At 51.5% G+C, this 19,281-nt stretch carries 17 protein-coding genes; 12 read left to right on the top strand and 5 right to left on the bottom strand.

The genetic code is table 11. From position 1 onward, the window contains the following. Positions 1 to 187: 187 nt before the first annotated feature. Positions 188 to 655, top strand: a complete 468-nt coding sequence (locus QI197_02060) for a hypothetical protein (protein MDK2372143.1) — start codon at positions 188 to 190, stop codon at positions 653 to 655. On the opposite strand, the gene QI197_02055 is transcribed toward QI197_02060, so the two are convergent. Genes QI197_02055 through QI197_02045 form a run of 3 tightly spaced genes read right to left on the bottom strand, consistent with a single transcriptional unit; the run spans position 656 to position 3,339 of the window. Continuing rightward, positions 656 to 1,675 (bottom strand): hypothetical protein, encoded by a 1,020-nt coding sequence (locus tag QI197_02055; protein MDK2372142.1) that lies wholly within the window; start codon positions 1,673 to 1,675, stop codon positions 656 to 658. Beyond that, positions 1,656 to 2,462, bottom strand: coding sequence for a nucleotidyltransferase family protein (locus QI197_02050; protein ID MDK2372141.1), 807 nt, complete (start codon positions 2,460 to 2,462; stop codon positions 1,656 to 1,658). The genes QI197_02055 and QI197_02050 overlap by 20 nt, the downstream gene beginning before the upstream one ends. Continuing rightward, a complete protein-coding gene (locus tag QI197_02045; GenBank protein MDK2372140.1) occupies positions 2,449 to 3,339 on the bottom strand; it encodes a DMT family transporter in 891 nt (296 codons plus the stop codon). The genes QI197_02050 and QI197_02045 overlap by 14 nt, the downstream gene beginning before the upstream one ends. Before the next feature lie 97 nt (positions 3,340 to 3,436). Here QI197_02045 and QI197_02040 point away from each other — a divergent pair, with 97 nt between their 5' ends. The 3 genes from QI197_02040 (at position 3,437) to QI197_02030 (ending at position 7,122) form a co-directional block, all read left to right on the top strand. Next, positions 3,437 to 5,461, top strand: a complete 2,025-nt coding sequence (locus QI197_02040) for an STT3 domain-containing protein (GenBank protein MDK2372139.1) — start codon at positions 3,437 to 3,439, stop codon at positions 5,459 to 5,461. A gap of 4 nt (positions 5,462 to 5,465) precedes the next feature. Further along, positions 5,466 to 6,572: a nucleoside-diphosphate kinase gene (locus QI197_02035; GenBank protein MDK2372138.1), complete on the top strand. Its 1,107-nt coding sequence runs from the start codon at positions 5,466 to 5,468 to the stop codon at positions 6,570 to 6,572. A 121-nt stretch (positions 6,573 to 6,693) separates the two neighbouring features. Then, complete coding sequence (locus tag QI197_02030) at positions 6,694 to 7,122, top strand: helix-turn-helix domain-containing protein (protein MDK2372137.1); 429 nt, start codon at positions 6,694 to 6,696, stop codon at positions 7,120 to 7,122. Positions 7,123 to 7,161: 39 nt separating this feature from the next. On the opposite strand, the gene QI197_02025 is transcribed toward QI197_02030, so the two are convergent. Further along, complete coding sequence (locus tag QI197_02025; GenBank protein ID MDK2372136.1) at positions 7,162 to 8,496, bottom strand: acetyl ornithine aminotransferase family protein; 1,335 nt, start codon at positions 8,494 to 8,496, stop codon at positions 7,162 to 7,164. Positions 8,497 to 8,859: 363 nt separating this feature from the next. Here QI197_02025 and QI197_02020 point away from each other — a divergent pair, with 363 nt between their 5' ends. The 7 genes from QI197_02020 to QI197_01990 all read left to right on the top strand — a co-directional run bounded on the left by QI197_02020 (position 8,860) and on the right by QI197_01990 (position 16,743). Further along, entirely contained in the window at positions 8,860 to 11,448 is a 2,589-nt protein-coding gene (locus QI197_02020) for an ABC transporter substrate-binding protein (protein MDK2372135.1), read from the top strand. A gap of 88 nt (positions 11,449 to 11,536) precedes the next feature. After that, positions 11,537 to 12,610 carry an ABC transporter permease gene (locus QI197_02015; protein MDK2372134.1) on the top strand — a complete coding sequence of 358 codons (1,074 nt, stop codon included), beginning with the start codon at positions 11,537 to 11,539 and terminating at the stop codon, positions 12,608 to 12,610. After that, positions 12,607 to 13,989 (top strand): ABC transporter permease, encoded by a 1,383-nt coding sequence (locus tag QI197_02010; protein MDK2372133.1) that lies wholly within the window; start codon positions 12,607 to 12,609, stop codon positions 13,987 to 13,989. Before QI197_02015 ends, QI197_02010 begins: the two co-directional genes overlap by 4 nt. Before the next feature lie 10 nt (positions 13,990 to 13,999). Further along, on the top strand, positions 14,000 to 14,956 hold the full coding sequence (locus QI197_02005) for an ABC transporter ATP-binding protein (protein MDK2372132.1): 957 nt from the start codon (positions 14,000 to 14,002) through the stop codon (positions 14,954 to 14,956). Further along, positions 14,957 to 15,916 carry an ABC transporter ATP-binding protein gene (locus tag QI197_02000; protein MDK2372131.1) on the top strand — a complete coding sequence of 320 codons (960 nt, stop codon included), beginning with the start codon at positions 14,957 to 14,959 and terminating at the stop codon, positions 15,914 to 15,916. It begins immediately after the preceding gene. A 131-nt stretch (positions 15,917 to 16,047) separates the two neighbouring features. Further along, positions 16,048 to 16,446 (top strand): hypothetical protein, encoded by a 399-nt coding sequence (locus tag QI197_01995; GenBank protein MDK2372130.1) that lies wholly within the window; start codon positions 16,048 to 16,050, stop codon positions 16,444 to 16,446. Positions 16,447 to 16,512: 66 nt separating this feature from the next. After that, a complete protein-coding gene (locus tag QI197_01990; protein MDK2372129.1) occupies positions 16,513 to 16,743 on the top strand; it encodes a hypothetical protein in 231 nt (76 codons plus the stop codon). Here QI197_01990 and QI197_01985 read toward each other — a convergent pair. Continuing rightward, positions 16,733 to 17,842 carry an inositol-3-phosphate synthase gene (locus QI197_01985; protein ID MDK2372128.1) on the bottom strand — a complete coding sequence of 370 codons (1,110 nt, stop codon included), beginning with the start codon at positions 17,840 to 17,842 and terminating at the stop codon, positions 16,733 to 16,735. The two genes, QI197_01990 and QI197_01985, sit on opposite strands and share 11 nt — an antisense overlap. A 470-nt stretch (positions 17,843 to 18,312) precedes the next feature. Between QI197_01985 and mvk the strand changes: the two genes are divergently transcribed. Next, positions 18,313 to 19,278 (top strand): mevalonate kinase, encoded by a 966-nt coding sequence (gene mvk, locus QI197_01980; GenBank protein MDK2372127.1) that lies wholly within the window; start codon positions 18,313 to 18,315, stop codon positions 19,276 to 19,278. The last annotated feature ends 3 nt before the right edge of the window (positions 19,279 to 19,281 follow it).

Below are 19,281 nucleotides of genomic sequence, written 5' to 3'. Positions count from 1 at the left end.
TTGCCCCGCTAGTGTAATGCAGTATACCAATAAAAGATTTTTTCTAAGTTAGCTTTTTCCTAAATTAAGAACGATTAATATCCGCTTCAGATATATCTGGTTATTTTATGAGAGACTGCTTTAATAGAATTTATTTAGTGGAATATTTATAAATTAGACTGAATATATTTTGCTTAGAGGTGGTACCATGACCGAGATGGGAATACCGCTCAAGCCGATGGGCAAGGAGGAGATCCATAAGCTGGAGTACAGCCTGCTCATCTCTTCTCTGATCGAAGTGCTCACGGATCCGAAGTTTGTGGAGCAGTTGAGAGATCCCAAGGACAGGCTGACTTGGATAGATAGCATAGCCACCGCGGCCGCTGCCCTCGCGAGGGATAAGGCGGGAATGACCCTTTCTGAAATAGCTGAGGATATTGGAAGGACCGAGGCCACCATAAAGAAGCACCTTAAGGGTGAGACCGAGGCAGGCAAGATAGTGTTGGAGGCTTACAAGAAGCTGGAGAAGAGGGAGATAGACGATACCCTAAGTGTAATCTTGGGCCTCAAGAAGGTTAAGGGACTGGATGAAGCCAAGGAGCTTCTGATGAAGGCATCAAGCCTGTTAGAGGAGGCTGTCAAGAATCTAAAGGAGGCGGTAGAGAAGCTCGGGTGATCACAAGCTAGCCACCTTCTTTTCCCACTTCACTTGGGCTTCCGGTGATACAAATAACTTCTCCGTGTAGTACACCTTTTCTACCATCCCGCTAGCCACGTAAACCCTCTCCGCCGCTATTTGTGATACCCTAGACCTTCCCATCACTTCGACCTCCACTGCATTAACGACTCCAACGCGGGAATCCCTTACCCTCACCCTCTTTCCGACCACCTTCGAGACTCTGGCGTTTATCAGTTGGATCTCCTCTCCCTCAACCTCGGTGGCCTCCCCAACCACTGTGACCCTTCCACCCGCCAATCTACCCTTACCCTTCCCGGATACGTGAGCCTCCTCCGCGGAAAGTGATCCCGATACTTTAAGAGCCCCCCTTACCTTCAAGTTCCTTACTCTAACATCACCCTTTACCTTCAGCACCTCATCTACTTTCAGTAGACCTCCAGTTAAGCGCCCAGTCACCTCAGCCATTCCCGTTTCCGCTTCCCCGATGTCAGTGTTGCCAGTTACTCTTAGGGTTCCTCCCACCCTGATTCCTAGTATCTTGCAGCTTCCTAGCTTGGCTGATCCTCCGACTGAGACTCGATCTATATGCCCCTCTTCTACCTCAAGGGATCCTTTTACCTCCAGATGCCTGACATCTACTTTCAGGGCTCTGAGACTGCCTGAGATCCTTGCCTCCTCCACCTCTAGTGCGGCGCAGGATAGGGAACCCTCCACTCTCATCTCAACCGCCTTGATGGAGCTGTTAACCCTAGCAGAACCGCGGATGTACGCCTTTTCTACTTCCACCGTTCCTGCATCTAGGAAGTCCGTGATTATCTCTTCTGCCTTGATTTTCCTGCATTTCAGACCCTTGGCCTCCACCCTTACCGCATACAACTCCTCAGCCTCAAGCTTTCCCTTGCACATGACCTCGGTGGCTTCTAAGGTCCCCTTTATCCTAGCTGACCCACGGCACTCGACCCTGTCGTACCTCCCAACCGGCTCTAAGGTCTCGTTCTTATCTATCACTACCTCCATCCTTCCCACCCAGTGATCTCAGGTCCCTGCTCACATGATCGCGGATGTTTTCCACATCTTGAAACACGAGCAGCTCCAAATTAAACATCTCACGGGCTCGGCTGAGGGACCCTCTCTCTAGTTCCTCGATGGCCCTCCTGTAGGGGTCTCCCAAGGTTCTGGGAGCGATGTATAGGAGTTCTTTTTCCCATTTTCCCTCCCTTCTTGTGAGATCTTCGGGTCTGTCTACATCTAAGAGCCTCCAAGGGTCATCCAGAAGACCAGCTGAGATCATCAGGAGGGAGGAAGCGGCCCTATGGATATCGGTCACTCTCACGTTCTTCAGAGGACAGGCCCTCCTTACATGGATCAGCGGTTCCAAGGAGCGGATGTGAGCGATCATCGGATCCAAGTACCTTCCCTTAGCGGACCACAGGAGACCACAGATATGGACTGAGGAGCTCCTGCATATCCCCAGAAAGGACTTCAACACATCACCATCCACCCAAGGCAGGTCAGCAGGGAGCAGCAGAGTGTACTCCTCTTTGACCGAGGAGAGCACTCCCCGGATGGGGCCCGTGCAGGGTAGCGGTTCATCAACCCTGTAGTCCAACCCAGTCAATTTGGAGAGTCTCTCGCCATCCTCATCACTTCTAACCGAGAGAATGACTTTCTCCGTTATTTCCCGAGCTGCTTCAGCCACCATAACTATTATCTCTTTACCGTCGATTTTGTAGGTCAGTTTATCCCTCCCGAATCTGGTGCTCCTCCCCCCGGCTAGGATAACTACTTCCCTAACACTTCCCATCAGGAGCACCTCGCTGTGAGGTGACGGCTGTATAGATCCCACCTAAAACTAGGGCGCCCCCAATAACCGTCGTGACACGGGGTAACTCACCCAGCAGGATTGCAGCCAAGATGGATGCGCCAATAGGCTCCCCTAGTATGGATACGCTGACGATGGAGGCCTTCAGGTACTTTAGGGCGTAGTTGTAGGAGTTATGCCCTAATCCGCTAGGGATGAGAGCCAGCGCTAGGAATATCGCCCACTCCTTTAGAGGATAGCCAGAGAGGGGGATGCAGAAAGCTCCAGCTGTTAGGAGGAGCGAAATACCAGATATCCCGTAAACCGATGCCGTGTACGGCGCGAGATCGAGCCTCCCCCTCAACCTCCTCCCAGCCACTAAATATGCTGCTAGGGATATAGATCCTATCAGTGCGAGGAAATCTCCGAATAGATTGGACCCCTTATCTATGTGGCCCATCGCGATTGTCGATGCACCCAGAAAGGATATCGCTATGCCCGCCGCCTCCTTAGAGTTTACCCTCTCACCTAACGCCAGATAGGAGAGGAGGACCACGAATATGGGTGAAGAGTCCACTATGACCGTGCTTGCAGCTATAGAGGTATACTTCAAGCTGGCCGTCCATGTACCAAAGTGCGCCGCCAAGCTCACCCCGGATAAGAGGAGGATCCCTTTTTCCGTGCTGGAGAGACCTCTTAGTTGTTTTAGGGAGCTTGCAGAGAGGATTAACATGAGGAGGGAGGCGAAGGCCATCCTGTAACCTGCTATGATTAGGGGGTTACTGTCGCTGAACCTTATCAGTATGCTCGCAGTGGATACTGCCGCTATACCCACGGCCAGCGCTAGTTTCGGGTTTAAGGGCGGTTCCGATCTCACCATTGGGCCTCATCTCGGTCCAATCTTATAACATTGATGCCGCGGGCGCTCGATCAATTTTTATAAGAGGGGGTCAGGCATCCCCGAAGGTGAAGCTAATTTGCCCGATGATGGCGTGAAGGGTGGGTTGGTCGATGTTCTCGTCATAGCAGTCACTTACATCATAGGCGCTTTCATAAGGGTCCTCCCCACCTTCAAGTACGGGGCCCACCTAACCGCTGACGACCCGTTGCTGCACTACAGGATAACGGAGTACCTAGTGAAGACGGGGCACCTGCCGACCTTCGATCCCCTAGCTTGGCATCCCTGGAGCTATAATCCTAGCGAGGTGCTGCCCATACTTCACTACTACACTGGTGCCACGATCTACAAGATCGCATCTCTCTTCGGTTTCAACGACCTTTACACTGTTGTGGTGTACATTCCAGTGGTATTCGCTCCGCTGGTGGTCATACCAGTCTACCTGCTGGCTAAGGAGCTGTGGGGTAGGTCGGCGGCCGTAACGTCTGCATTTGCCATCTCCCTATCTTGGGCCTACATAAACAGGTCCCTAGCAGGATGGTACAGGCACGAGCAATTCGCCATTCCCCTGCTCATGACCTCCATGTACTTCACGATAAAGGCCATGGGGAGTGAGGAGGAATGGAAGGTGCTGGCTTACTCCGGACTTAGCGGTCTCTTCCTAGTTTACTCAGCAGGGGTATGGGCGGGATTCAAGGCGCTCTACGACGGCTACGCATTGCTCCTCATGATCCTCCTCTTACTGAATAGGCTGGACTGGCGTGAGGGTCTGGCATTGGGGTTGCCCCCCCTCTATGTGTTACTGGCCAGCTTCGGATTCCTCTCCAACCAAGCTTACAGGAAGCTCTACATAAGCGTGGAGAGCACGCTCGTCTGGGCCTCTTTACTGGCGGCTCTAGTCTACATCTCCCTCCCAAAGATCAACGTGAGGGCCCTGAGCGAGCGGAGGAGGATTGTATCCGTTGGGGTCGGGCTGATCCTGCTCGTTGCGTTCTTCGCCTTGGGCATATACCAGCCCCTTACGGGCAGGCTGATGAGGGTTCTATTCCCCTCAGTAAAGCTTCCACAGGGAAATGTCGTCGAAACCGTGGCTGAGCATGGTGCTGGAGCGACTGTGGAGACCCTGACCACGCTCCTAATACCTGGAGTGCTGGGCCTCTTCTTCCTTCTGGTGGAGGGATGGAGGAACGACGACGAGCTCATGATAAGCCTCATGACCCTGATATCCCTCTACTTCGCCACAAGTATAGTGAGGCTGCCCCCCTTAGCCGCGCCATTCGTGGCGCTCGTGTCGGGTTTCTTCGCTTACAGGATAGTGGTGTTCTCGGAGCCTTACATGAAGAAGGTGAGATCCCTAGAGAGGGCTAAGAAGAAGAGAGGCGGTAGTCTCCCCATATCCAAGAAGCTGGTGATGATGAAGGTTCCCATCACGATAATGATCCTCTTGGTGGTGCTTCCAGTCGCCTTCCAAGGTCACATAAGGAATTACGGGGCTGGACACTCCGAGTACGTCCTCACCTTCCAAGAGGCCATGGAGTACCCGCTCGGCTTCACTGAGGGATGGAAGGATGCGTTGGAGTGGTTAAAGCATAATACAAAGCCCGATGAGGTCGTAATCTCCTGGTGGGACTACGGTTACTGGATGCAGACCGGAGCGGGGAAGATAACGATTGTTGACGGGCTCACCATAAACTCCACCCAGATAAGGCTCGTGGCCAAGGCCTTTATAGGTCCCGAGGAGAGGATGTTAGACCTAGCAAGCAGATTCAACGCCACCTACGTCGTCGTTGATGTGCCCAGAGAGGTGGGACAGTTCTCGGGAGGTGGTAAGTGGGTAGCCATGGCTTGGATAGCTGGAGAGTTCCAACACAGCCCCTACAGACCTGATGAGGCTAGGAAGTGGTTCGCTCAAGACCTCCAGAAGTTCTTCATCTACGATAAAACCACGGGGCGCTCTCTTCCTACGGATTACACGCTGAATACCACTTTATACAAGATGGCCCTCAACGCGATAGGTGGAGCCAAGCTGAACTACTTCGACTTGGTTCACGTGGGTAAGAATAAAGGGTATGTCGAGGTGGCCATCTTCAAGGTCAAGGGGTGATCTAATGGATCCACTAAGCTACTTCGAAAGGGAAGACGAGGTCGAGAGGCCCGTCTTCGCGGAGCTCAAGGATAAGTTCACCTCCGAGGCCGACGAGGAGCACATCTCCTCGCTACCCAAGATGACCTTCGCCATGGTGAAGCCTGATGCGTTCGTGCGAGGCCTCGCTCCAGAGGTCATAAGCAGGCTGAAAGAATCCGGACTTATTCCCGTAGCAATGAAGGTCACCGAGATGGACGAGACCCTCATAGATGAGCTCTACATGTTCGTGAAGCAGAAGTACTTCGATTCTTGGTGGATTATGCCCAAGGTATTCAGCCAGGCCCCGGTGATCCCGATGATCCTAATTGGGGACCCCGGGGAGTTCGAGCACCTGAGCGCCAAGCTGAGGGACATAATCGGCCCGACAACTCCGGATGCTGGTAAACCGGGGAACCTGAGGTATGACCTGAAGGGTACCAACAGGGTGCTCAACATCATACACGCCGCGGACGATCCCGCAGCCGCTGTAAGGGAGGCCAGCGTATTCTTTGATCTGGATGAGATCTTGGATGCGATGCTCTCCACGGAGGAGGTCAGATATGATCCGAATGAGATAGTGCCGGAGGAGCCGGTGAACCTCCTGAGGTGGAGGACATTCAACGAGGTCAAGCTGGAGGCATTGGACTATATAGACATCAGGAGAGCTGAGATCCAAGAACTTTTAGACAGAGAAGCCGAAGTAGTTGCTAAGGAGTTGCCCATAGATGAGGAAAGGCTCGCTCTCAAGGAAACGGAGGCTAAATTGTCCCTAATTGCTAGCGAGGTCGTGAGGGAGATAGATAGGGAGCTCGTCAGGAATGCTAGGCTTCCAGCAGATCCCAAGGGTAAAGGCAAGCTCGCTGAGAGGCTGGAGGATTCCCTAGTGGCAGCGACAATGATTAAGCTGCTCAGTGATGAGAGGGCCCTCTCTAACGAGAGCGATTTCGACAAACTGCTCATGTTCAGTCTGTCGAGGGAATTGATTGGATCGGGATGGGGAGAGGTAGTCGTTCATAGCACTTGGGCGGTAATGCCCCAAATGGTGAGGGATCTCGAGAAGAATAATAAGGTGATCGTTTCCTCATCCTAATCTTTTTTATGACGTGAGGTATAAATAGCAAAAGGTCCCGTTTTACCGAACGCATACCGTTATATATAACGAAAACATATGTTATAGTAGGTGATAGAGAACGATACAGCCGTGCGAACTCGTGGTTAAGACGCTCATTCCGTCTGTAAGGGCCCTCGTAGCCAAGGAACTCATAACTAAGTACAAGCTCAGACAGATAGACGTGGCTAAGATGCTTGGGGTTACCCAAGCGGCCATAAGCCAGTACCTGAGGGGGGCAAGGGGCAACATAATAGATCTGAGGAATGACAAGGAGATCATGAGGATAGTCAACAGGATAGCTACTGGGCTGATAAACAAGGACCTCACGAAGAAGGACCTTTCCATCCTCATCTGTGAGATATGCTACCAAGCTAGGAAGAAGAGGATCTACTGCAAGTCGGGCATGAGGATCCAAGGAAAGTACGCGGAAGCCGCTGATCTGATGTGCATGGAATACGATATCCCCAGAGAGAAGGGAGAGCTCAGGAATGTAGTCAATAAACTGCTCCAAGGATCCAGTGGAGAATGAAGGGAGGGAAGGAGAAAGGGAATAAAGGGCATAAGGTAATTAAGAGATCTCCTTTATCTTGTCCTCTACTATCTCCAAGGCTCTGAACAGGTACTCCTCCTCTATGTTCAGCGGTGGGAATACCCTGAGAGCGTTCACCCCTGCCGTTATTATCGCCACACCCGATTTCCAAGCCCTCATCATTATCTCGTGAGCCAAGTCCGGGGCCTTCTTCCTGCTGGCTTTGTCCTCCACTATCTCAATCCCTATCATGAGGCCCTTGCCTCTCACATCGCCAACTATCTCGTACTTCTCCTTCCACTCGTTAAGCAGCGTCATCACCTTCTTACCCAGTACTGCGGCCCTTTCCACCAGCTTTTCTCTCTCTATCACATTTATTGTGGCTAAGCCGGAGGCGCAGGATACTGGGTTACCTCCGAATGTGGAGGCGTGGGATCCTCCGGGCCATGTCATCACCTCCTCCCTCGCTATCGTGGCCCCTATTGGGAGCCCACCACCCAAGGCCTTAGCACTGGTAAGGATGTCGGGATCAACTCCGAAGTGCTGGATGGCCCACCACTTCCCAGTCCTGCCCATTCCGGCCTGAACCTCGTCATCTATCAGCAGTATCCCATGCTCATCAGCGAGCTTCCTCAGCTGGGGAATGAAGTTTTCTGGAGGAACGATATAACCTCCCTCACCTTGAATTGGTTCGAATATGAAAGCGGCCACCTCCTCGGGCGGGACGAACTTCCCGAAGACCCAATCCTCTATGAAGGCTATTGTTCTGTTGGCACACTCCTCCGGATCGTCGGGTGATGCTCCAAACGGACATCTATAGGAGTAAGGGTACGGGACATGCACTATCCCTGGGACTAATGGGGAAAAACCGGCTCTCTGCACCGGCTTGCTCGAGGTTATGCTGAGAGATCCGTAAGTCCTTCCGTGGAATGAGCCAATGAATCCGATTATGTACTGCCTCTTGGTCCTCCATCTAGCTAGCTTTATTGCCGCCTCGACCGACTCTGTTCCGCTGTTAGAGAAGAAAACCTTCTTTCCAAAGTTACCGGGGGCAATAGAGACTAGTTTCTCGGCAAATTTTACAGATTCCTCGTAGTAGAAGTCAGTGTTCGAGTAGTGGAGGAGCTTCTCCGCCTGCCTTTTTATGGCCTTGACCACCTCAGGATGGGCGTGTCCTACATTCATTACTCCCAGACCCGAGTTGAGGTCTATGTACACATTGCCATCCACGTCGTAGAGGAGAGATCCTTCACCTCTCTCCACAACAAGGGGGTAGAACCGCACATAGGAGGGGGATATCACCTTGGAATCCCTCTCCAAAATCTCCCTAGCCTTTGGGCCTGGGGGAGTGACGACTATCCTAGGTACATCCATGGCACCACCCTACGACATTCGATCCTATTTGTTAAAAAAATTACCCTAAGCAAACTTTTAGCGCTGATCGAGGCGTAAGGGATCTAAGCTGGGAGGACTGTGGGTTCTCCCGTTCCTCCCGGTAAATACCGGTTATAAACGGGGTTATAATGTCGTTTTGATCATGCCAAGTCAGAAGACCATTGACTAGACGAGCGAGCCAATATGTTGAACGATTGAAGTAGGTTGAGGCAATATAAGAGTATGCCATCTAGTCTTTTTTTGGAGAAATGTATTTCTTGACCCCTCTTTTCTCACACTACAACGTTTATATTTAATAATGGGGGGAGGAGCATACAGACAGCCCTACAATGGGGTGAGTCTATGCGGAATGGAATGAATGGTGTTAGTGTAGCGATCTTCGCACTAATGGTGGCACTTCTACTCCTACCATCGGCTTCGCCTTTGCTGGCTGAACCTGAGGAGAAGCTCCCCTTTAACAAGTACGGATGGTTCGACCAAGTGGTTTTCTTCTCCGAGCCAAGCAGGGACAAGGCTCTTGACATGCTCATAAAGGGAGATATGGATGCTTACTTCATAGACATCTCTGACCCAGTGGCCTTCAAGAAGATCAAGGAATCTCCACAGCTAGAGTACGACTTCTCTTATGGTTTGTACTACGAGCTCACTTTCAATCCGGTCGGCCCCACCTACAAAGACGGGAGGCTTAACCCCTTTAGCGTTCCTAGGATAAGGGAGGCCATCAACTACGTCATAGATAGGGATTACATAGTAAATGAGATAATGGGCGGGTTAGCGGTGCCCAAGTTTACTTGTTTGGTGAAGGCGCTGCCCGAGGGCCAGAGATACATAGATGTACTCGATGAGATAGAAGACATGTACTCCTACGACTTTGAGAAGGGCAAGGCCATAATAGATGCTGAGATGAGGAAGCTTGGAGCGACCTTAGTTGGTGATAAGTGGTACTACAACGGGGAGCCTGTTAAGATCAAGTTCATAATAAGGGTAGAGGACGCTAGGAAGCCCATAGGAGATTACGTATCGACCCAGCTGGAGAAGCTCGGTTTCACTGTTGAAAGGATGTACATGACCTTCAGGGAGGCCGCTAGGTATTGGATATGGGGTGATCCTGCTGAGGGCCAGTGGGACCTCTACACCGGCGGATGGATAACCACCGCTGTTACCAGGGACGACTCTGACAACTTCCTGTTCTTCTACACGCCCGAGGGTCTGCCTGGGTTCCCGCTCTGGGACGCCTACAAGCCCGCTCCTGAGTTCTACGACGTTGCCAAGAAGCTCGCCTACAGGCAGTTCAAGAGCATGGAGGAGAGAAACGAACTCATGAGGAATGCCATCGAGCTCTCACTCAAGGACTCTGTGAGGGTATGGCTCGTAGACCAGACCGCCGTCTGGGTGAGGAGAAAGGGCCTCTTCCTCATAGCCGACTACGCTGGAGGTTACCCGACTCCCATATGGGCTCTGACGATGAACAGAGACGAGAAAATGGGCGGTACCGCTAGGATAGCTAGCGCTGAGGTTATATCCGATCCTTGGAATCCCATAGCCCCGTCCGACGCAATATATGATACTATGCTCTACGATTACGGTGTGACCGAGGCTGCGTTCTCACTGCACCCGAAGACCGGACTTCCGATACCGATAAACGTCAAGACCGTCCAGATGTGGGCTAAGAAAGGTCTGCTAACCTCCGCTAACGAGGAGACCAAGGATTGGTTCAACCTGACGTTTGTGGACGAGGTGACCGTGCCTCCTGATGCCTGGTACGGATGGGATGTCGAGAACCAGAAGATCGTCACTGCTAAGGATGCTGGCGTCACTACGGCCAATGTGAAGTTCATCGTGGACTATGGAGATGTGCTGAACAGGACGGTATACCACGACGGTACCAAGAGGACCCTCGCTGATTTCATAATACCTTGGATCCTACAGTTCGAAAGGGCCGATCCCAAGAGCCCGTGGTACGACGAGTCGTCCGTGCCCAACTTCGAGGTGTACAGGGAGAACTTCGTTGCATGGAGGATAGTGGGCCTCGAGCCTCTCAAGATAGAGTACTACGTGAATGAGGTGCAGCTGGATGCCGAGATAATCGCCGCCGACTACACCCTGTGGCCCGACATGCCTTGGCACACGATAGCTATCGGTATGCTCGCTGAGAAGAATAGAGAGGCCGCGTTCTCCTCCTCCAAGGCCGACAAGCTCGACGTAGAGTGGATGAACTACATAGCCGGACCGAGCCTGAAGATACTCGAGAAGTATTTGAACGAGGCTTACGATGAGGGATACATACCGTTCAAGAACTTCATGGAGAAGTACGTGACCACCGCCGAGGCGAAGAGGAGGTACAAGCTCTACAAGGAGTTCTACGAGAAGTACGGTCACTTCTGGGTCGGTGATGGACCGTACTACCTCGAGAAGGTAGACGCCGTCGCTCACACTGCACTCTTGAAGGCGGTGAGGCTCCTGCCGTACACCATAGAGAAGCCCGCTAGGTTCCTCAGCGAGTTCATGATATACCCGTTCGAGATAGTGGCCTTCGGATTCGACAAGAGCATAGTCTGGAAGTACTATCCGGCCGCTGACATAAAGTCCGGTCCTGAGGGAGTCAGCCTCGTCGTGGGAGGTCCCAGGGTCAACATACACACCAAGGTGGCCTTCGAGGAGGCTGGCATCAAGTTCGAGGGCAATAAGATGGTAGTGCCCGGCGCCGGTACCTATGAGGCCAGATGGGCCAAGATGGACCATGGGATAGCCATCCTGATAGGAGACAACCTGTACGTCGCTGGAATAACGAGATTCGGTACCGAGGCCGCACTGCTGTTCGTTAAGGAGCACAAGCTCAATAAGGCACTCGCCATAGTCAAGTGGGAGGACAAGAACGGCAACGGGCAGGTGGATCTGGACGAGATAACTGCCGTATTCGAGAAGCTCTGAACTCTCCTCTCTTTATTTTTGGGAATGTCTTAGCGCCCTAGATCAACTTTTTTATATTCATGCGGAAGGACATCCCTCGGCGAAGAGGATGAAGGTGCCGCCTGTAGTTAAGGTACTCGTAAAGCGAGCGCTCATACTATTCGTAATAGTCCTCATAGCTACCTACATCACTATACTAGTCGCTAACGTTGGAGGATACATAGATGAACTCAAGAAGAAGGAGATAGAGTTCCAGGTGGCTCAAGCAGTACAGAACAACCCTCAGTATAAAGACCTCTCCCCCACAGAGAAAACCGCGCTTATCAAGAAGCTAGCACAGGTGGAGATAAAGCGGCAAGGTTTAGATCAACCATTCATCATAAGAAGTTTCCGGTATCTATGGGATGCAATAACATTGGACCTAGGCAGGGCAGAGAAGATGACCAGCGATTCAGGCTCCCGTTCCGTCAAAGTAATCATCCTAGAGAGGCTGCCTCAAACCATACTTCTATTCACAACCGCTACGGTAATCAACTTCTTTATCGGCCTGTTCGGGGGGCTGTCCCTATCGAGGAAATTCGGTTCATTCCTAGATAGGCTCGTGATCTACCTATCACCAACCTCCGCCATACCTGGATGGTTCTACGGGATATTCCTGATCATGATCTTCTATACATGGCTGCACGTGCTCCCCCCAGGAGGCTTGGTGGACTACCCGCCACCCCCGGATCCAGTGGGCTACGTCCTGAGCGTTCTAAAACATATGATACTTCCCCTACTCTCTTGGATAGTCTCCAGCTTCTTCATAGGGATATACAGTAACAGGACGTTCTTCCTGCTCTATTCAACCGAAGATTACGTGGAGGTGGCCAAGGCGAAGGGACTTCCGCCAGGTCAGATAGAGAGGAGGTACATCCTCAGGCCCGCCCTGCCCCCAATAATAACGACTTTCGCCTTCGCCGTCGTGTTCTCATGGAGCGGGGCCATAATTACAGAGACCGTCTTCAACTGGCCGGGGCTCGGCCTGACCTACTACCAGGCCATTAACCTCGTGGACGTGCCGGTGATAGTGGGAATCACGGTGGTGTTCGGCTACCTCATAGCCGCCACAGTGTTCATCCTAGACATCTTGTACGGGTTGGTTGATCCTAGAATAAAGGCTGGAATGGGTGAGGCACTATGAGCGTCGTGTCTGAGGAGCTATCCCTTAAGGGAGTGATCAAGGAGCTCTTATCTTATAAAAGCGCAATCCTAGGGCTCATAATACTCGCTGGACTGATAATCCTGTCCATATACGCCGTTTTATTCACGCCCTTCGCGCAAAGCGGTGCACTCTGGAATGATCAACAGGTGTGGCTCAAGTACCCGAGGACAGCGGCTCCTGAGTGGACGAATCTCTTCTCCGGTAAGAAGCTCCCAGAAAACATCTATGTGAACATGAGCAAGCCAGTAAATGTGTCTAAGGAAGGTACTAGGATAAAGAGGACGTATATCTCGAAGTTCTCATTCAGCTACGATGATACGCCATCGGAGATCATATTCTTCTTCAACACGAGTTACGAGAAGCTGCGCCCGAAGGTCAGCATACTTTGGATAAAGCCCGACGGAGAAAACCTCTCGCTAGGAACCTACAAAATTAGAAAAGGAGGCACCAGCATATACCTATCAAATAACCTGCGCTTAGTATCCGATCTCCAAGAGAAGATAGAGGAGGAGCTGGGCAAGAAGATAAACAAATCCTTGACCCTTGAGGATATACTGTTCAGAAATTTCAAAACTGGAGGGATCTTGAAAGGAACGTACACCGTGAGGCTGGACGTCTTGGTGAAGAACGAGACGGATAAGGTTGAATGGCAGGGTATAGTATACGGGAAGGTTTATGGACTGGCGGGAACGGACGATAAGAGGAGGCCCTTGCACTTGGGGCTGTTGTGGGGCGCACCGATAGCCCTAGCATTCGGACTTGTGGCCTCTCTCTCAATCACCTTCATACAGCTCATAATTTCGGCCATCAGCGGGTACTACGGAGGTAAGGTCGATGCGGTGATACAGAGATTGACAGAGATATACATGATACTGCCCTTCCTTCCAATGCTCGTCCTAGTGCAGCTGCTCTACGGAATGAACCTCTGGAGGCTGCTTCTGCTCCTGATAATCCTGAGTATATTCGGGACATCCGTGAAGACTTATAGAGTATGGGTCATGCAGCTGAAGAGCTATCCATACGTCGAGGCCGCGAGGGCCTACGGAGCTAGCAACATGAGGATAATATTCCTCTACATACTGCCTAGGCTGATACCCCCGACGATCCCGAGCTTGGTGCTTGCCGTCCCAGGATACGTGTTCTTGGAGGCTGCCCTAGCCTTCCTAGGACTAAGCGATGTGAACATAGTGACTTGGGGCAGGATAGTGGAGGAGGCGTTCAGCGAGGGGGCTTTGTACAAGGGATACTATCATTGGGTGCTCATGCCTTCATTAATGCTCGTAATCACTGCGATCTCCTTCGCCCTCATAGGTATAGCGCTGGACAGGATAGTGAACCCGAAGTTGAAGGAGATGTGAGGTGAACGGCATGGCGTTACTTAAGGTAGATGATCTGGTCATGTATTACAGAACCCGTAAGGGAACCGTGAAGGCTGTAGACCACGTCAGCTTCGAGATAGAGAAAGGGGAGACCCTAGCCATAGTTGGAGAGTCTGGCTGTGGGAAGAGCTCCCTATCTAGGGCCATAATAAGGCTTCTTCCCCGGAATGTGGAAGTCTACGAGGGAAAAGTCTTCCTCAACGGTACTAACATCATGGAGCTGGGCGAGGAACAGTTCAGGAAGGAGGTAAGGTGGAGGAAGATCTCAATGGTATTCCAAGGCGCCCTCAACGCTCTCAACCCAGTTCTGAAGGTCGGAGAACAAGTGGCGGAGCCGCTGGTCATACATATGGGCATGGATAAGAAGGAGGCTTTGAACGAGGCCAGAAAGATGATCAAGCAGGTGGGAATTGCTGAAGCCTTCGTGGACAGGTATCCTTTCGAGCTCAGTGGAGGAATGAGGCAGAGGATCGTAATCGCCATGGCGCTCATTACCGACCCAGATCTAGTGATACTGGACGAGCCCACATCAGCGTTGGACGTTATAACCCAGGCAAACGTGATGAACCTCCTCAAGAGGTTGAAGAAGGAGAGGGATCTTACCTACATATTCATAACGCACGACATAGCCCTCGCGAGCGAGTTGGCCGACAAGATGGCGACCATGTACGCCGGGCAGATAATAGAGTTGGCTGATTCCGAGTCCTACTTTGGCAAACCCCTACATCCCTACACGCAGAAGCTGCTGGGAAGCGTTCCGACCCTCAGGGAGGATAAGGAAATAATCTCTATCCCCGGAACGCCGCCCAACCTGCTGAACCCACCGGTCGGCTGCAGGTTCAGACCGAGATGCGATAAAGCCATGGAGATATGCGAGGAGGAGCCTCCGATGTTTAACCTAGATGGGCATAGGGTTAAATGCTGGCTATATAGGGGTGAGGAGTGAATGCTGCTTAAGGTAGAGAATCTGAGTAAGTTCTTCCCCATGAAGAAGGGGATCTTCGGGAAGACTTACTACGTCAGGGCAGTTGAGAACGTGACCTTCGAGATAGATAGGGGAGAGTCCATATCACTTGTGGGTGAATCGGGGAGCGGTAAGACCACCCTAGGTAAGACCATATTGAGACTCTACGATCCGACCAGTGGGAGGATAGAGTTCGATGGAAAGGACATTACTCATCTCACCGAGAAGGAGCTTAGGTGGTACAGGAAGGAGACCGGTCTCGTTCAGCAGAATCCCTTCGGATCGATGGTGCCTCATTTCACAATATTCAAGATACTGGAGGAGCCCCTCATAGTGAACAAGGTAGGCGCGAGAGAGAAGAGGAGGGAGATTGTCTACAATATCCTGAGGGAAGTGCAGCTATCTCCAGAGGAATTTGCCTTCAAGTACCCCCACATGCTGAGCGGTGGTCAGTTGCAGAGGGTGGCCATCGCTAGGGCCATAATCATGAATCCCAAGCTCGTTATAGCTGATGAGCCTGTCTCCATGCTTGACGCTTCGGTTAGGGTGGAGATATTGAACTTGTTCGAGGAGATACAGGAGAAGCACGGTATGAGCATTATCTACATTACGCACGACCTTTCTACGACTAGGTACTTCTCCGACAAGATATTCATAATGTACGCAGGTCACTTGGTTGAGAGGGCACCCACTAAGGAGCTCCTGAGGAACCCAGCTCATCCCTACACGAAGGCGCTCCTTGAGGCCATTCCCGATCCAGACCCCGACAACAGATTCAAGTTCAGGGAAGTCCCGCCTGGAGAGCCACCCAGCCTAGTGAACCCACCGAAGGGGTGCAGGTTTAAGCCCAGATGCCCGATAGCAACCGACAAATGCGATGAAGAGCCGCCAGAGGTGGAGATCTCTCCAGGTCATTTCGTTAAGTGCTGGTATGCACAATGACGCATAGAAGACTGGCTCTCCTGGGCCTCCTATTTTTCTTAATATCCTTCGTCCTGGGTGTGGGCACCCTATATTACCGATCCGCCCTCACCTATTCTAGCAGGACTATCAGGCTCTCAGTCGGTGAACCCGTGACTTGGACCTTCGAGGGTCCTACCAGCCCGAGAGTCTACTACAATATATCGTGCATCTCTTCAGGCTCCTTTAGAATGGTACTAAGGTTCATCGATTTTAACAGTAATAATATCGGCCGGTTGGATGTAGAGGGGAGCCCGTCAACCTCGGTTCACGGAGAGAAACTGCTAGATTGTCCGTCGTATGGGATGACCTTGGACTTAGTTAAGGGGAACGACACTACATGTACGGTCGTGCTATCCTACTATTCGGCGGATCTGCAGATCCTCACCCTGTTGCTCGTGGCTCAACTGATAACCTCACTAGTAGCGGTGTCTTTCTCGATCTTGTGGTTCTCTAAGAAGGTGGTCGAGGGCAGTAGAGCGCAGCGAGACAGCGAGTACGAAGTACCTTAACTCTTTATTGATCTCTTTACCGAATGTCGGGGTTCCCCGCAATACCCCTATCGGAGGTGATGATGTATGGACATAGAGTACATAGTGGATCTCTTGATGAAGAGAGGATTCCTGATAAAGAGGCATAGGAATGGGAGGGTAGAGGCTGAACTGGAAGACGAGAGAGTGATAATAGATCCATTGACTAACTCCTGGATGTACATGAGGGGAGAAGGTAAATCCGTCTATGCGAGGGCATTCTTCTCGTTAGAGGGAATAAGGGAGAAGTTAGATGAGGTGAGGAGCTCTACTTTCTAGCAATCTCCTCCAGCTTAACCTCCTCACCCCTTATGAAGGCCTCCACCAGTTCCCTGGCCACATAGTCGGGGAGCTGCCTCGGCGGGTGCTTGAAGAAGTACGCGCTGACCCCTTCGAGAGGACCCGCTATTCCCCTATCCTTGGCAAGCTTCACCGCCCTTATCGCGTCTATGGCCACGCCCGCCGCGTTAGGCGAGTCCATTACGCTCAGTTTCACATCTATGTACACTTTGAACCCGCCAAACTGTTCCGCCTCCATGAACATGTACATCACCTTCCTGTCGCCTAAGAAGGGAACATAGTCGCTCGGCCCCACCCTAGCACCGATCTCGTACGGCACCATGCTCGTGACAGCCTCGGTCTTGCTGACCCTCTTGGTCTTCAATCTGGATTCCTCGATCATGTTCAGGAAGTCCATGTTCCCTCCGATGTTGAGCTGATACGTGTTGAGTACTCTCAAGCCTCTCTCCACAGCGAGTCTCGCGATGGTCCTGTGCAGTATCGTGGCCCCTAACTGGCTCTTGAAGTCATCGCCAGCTGCTGGTATTCCCCTATCCCTGAACTTCGCTGCCCACTCTGGGTCGCTGACGATGAACTCAGGGATCCCGTTTATGAATCCCACTCCAGCTTCCAGAGCTGCTGAGGCGTAGGCCCTGCTCGCTTCATAGCTGCCTACGGGTATGAGGTTAACCAAGACATCAGCACCAGTTTCCTTGAGCACATCAGCTACGTTTACGCTCGGCCTAGAGTCGTCAACGAGGAAGCCCTCCCCGTATCTGAAGTCCCTCATGTGGGAAGCCACGCCGTCGAGTACCGGTCCCTTCAGAACCTCGACTCCGAGTCTTGGAACTTCGGCGAACTTCTCCAAGTTGTTGGGCTTGGAGAATATGGCCTCAGAGAGGTCTTTCCCTATCTTCCTCTCATCCACATCGAAAGCGGCCACGAACTCTATGTCAGCTATGTGGTATGGTCCAAATCTGACGTGCATCAGCCCGGGAACATCCATATCATCGTCGACATCCCTGTATTTGAACACACCTTGAACCAAGGCGGAGGCCACATTACCCACACCGGCAATTGCCACTTTTACCTTCGGCATTCTCTCACCCAGTTATCCACCCCCCTGCAAATATAAGTCTATATCGGGAATTTTAGCTCCTTTAACCGCGTTTCCTGGGGCAAATAGATGTTTTTATCCAAACAATACAAATGATATATCAATAAGCATCTATAGTTGCTAATAATTATTCTTATTATACCATTACATAATTAAAAATACGATATCTTTATACATGTTTTTGTGAATTATATAACTAAAATTGATTTATAATATCACGTATATCTCTTTATATGATTTATAGTGAGCACATTTGTAACATAATTTTATTCGAGACGTCTAAATTTAGAAAAGTTCTAAGTGTTATGGGAATGCCTTATCAATGCCATTTGTGTGGTAGTCTTTGCTAATACGAAGATATTTAAGTGGCCAATGGGCAGTCTTATGTGTTGAATGTTGAACTTTTCATTAAAAGCGTAACGATAATTACGATGTGCTAGACTCCTCTCTAGATGAGAGGAACGGTAACAGCATCGGCCCCCTCCCAAGCTTTCCTAATGGGAGAACATGCAGTGTTATACGGATCACCCGCTCTAGCCTTGAGCGTTGATAGGAGATCCTTCTCTACCGCTAAGGAGTTAGATGAAGGGCATCTGAGGATAAAGTCTCACCTCCTAGGGGTTTACGAGGAGAGGAATGGTTCCGTTCTAGTGAGCAGTCCTGAACTGGAGAGGGTAGCAAGGGGTGTCAAGGGCGTCTTAGAGAGATACAATGTTAGGTCGGGCGTCGAGCTGGAGATAAGATCCGAGGTTCCCATCGGGAGTGGTATGGCTTCCTCCGCCTCGGTAGCGGCAGCCATCTCTAAATCACTTGACGGCCTATTTGAGCTGGGAATGAGTGAGGAGGAGCTCTTGGAGTCCGTGTATCTCTTTGAAAGGATCATACACGGCAAGGCCAGCAAGACGGGACCGGCATGCGCAGTCATGGGCGGGATCATATGGGTAGAGTGGACGGGCGACGTTATGACAGCTAGCAGTTTGGGATTCAAGGATGTACCCCTAGTTATGGCCTGCACCGGGAAGCCCAGCCCGACCAAGGAGATGATAGACAGGGTGAGCACCTTGGGATCCATGTTGCCCGGGGTGAGGGACTCCGTGGTCAGGGCTATATCTGAGCTGGTTGTCAGAGGAAAGGAGGCTATTATGGCCGAGGATTACGAGCTCCTAGGAACCCTCATGAATGTCGATCAAGGGCTGCTCTACTCCCTAGGGGTGAGTAGCTGGGAGATAGAGAGAATAGTCTGGAAGGCAAGAGAGAGTGGCTCCTATGGAGCCAAGTTATCAGGAGCAGGAGGAGGGGGGTGCATCGTTATCTTGCATCCTCGACCATCCTCCCTAATCAGAGAACTAGAACCTGTCGCCGAGATGGTGTTCACAGCGAGGGTCGCTAGGGAGGGGGCGAGGATAGAGCCTATTTAATCC

The organism is Thermoproteota archaeon, assembly GCA_030130125.1.
Taxonomy (GTDB): domain Archaea; phylum Korarchaeota; class Korarchaeia; order Korarchaeales; family Korarchaeaceae; genus Korarchaeum.
Note: the sequence above shows the minus strand (reverse complement) of the source record. Positions and strands in the feature narration are given on the sequence as shown.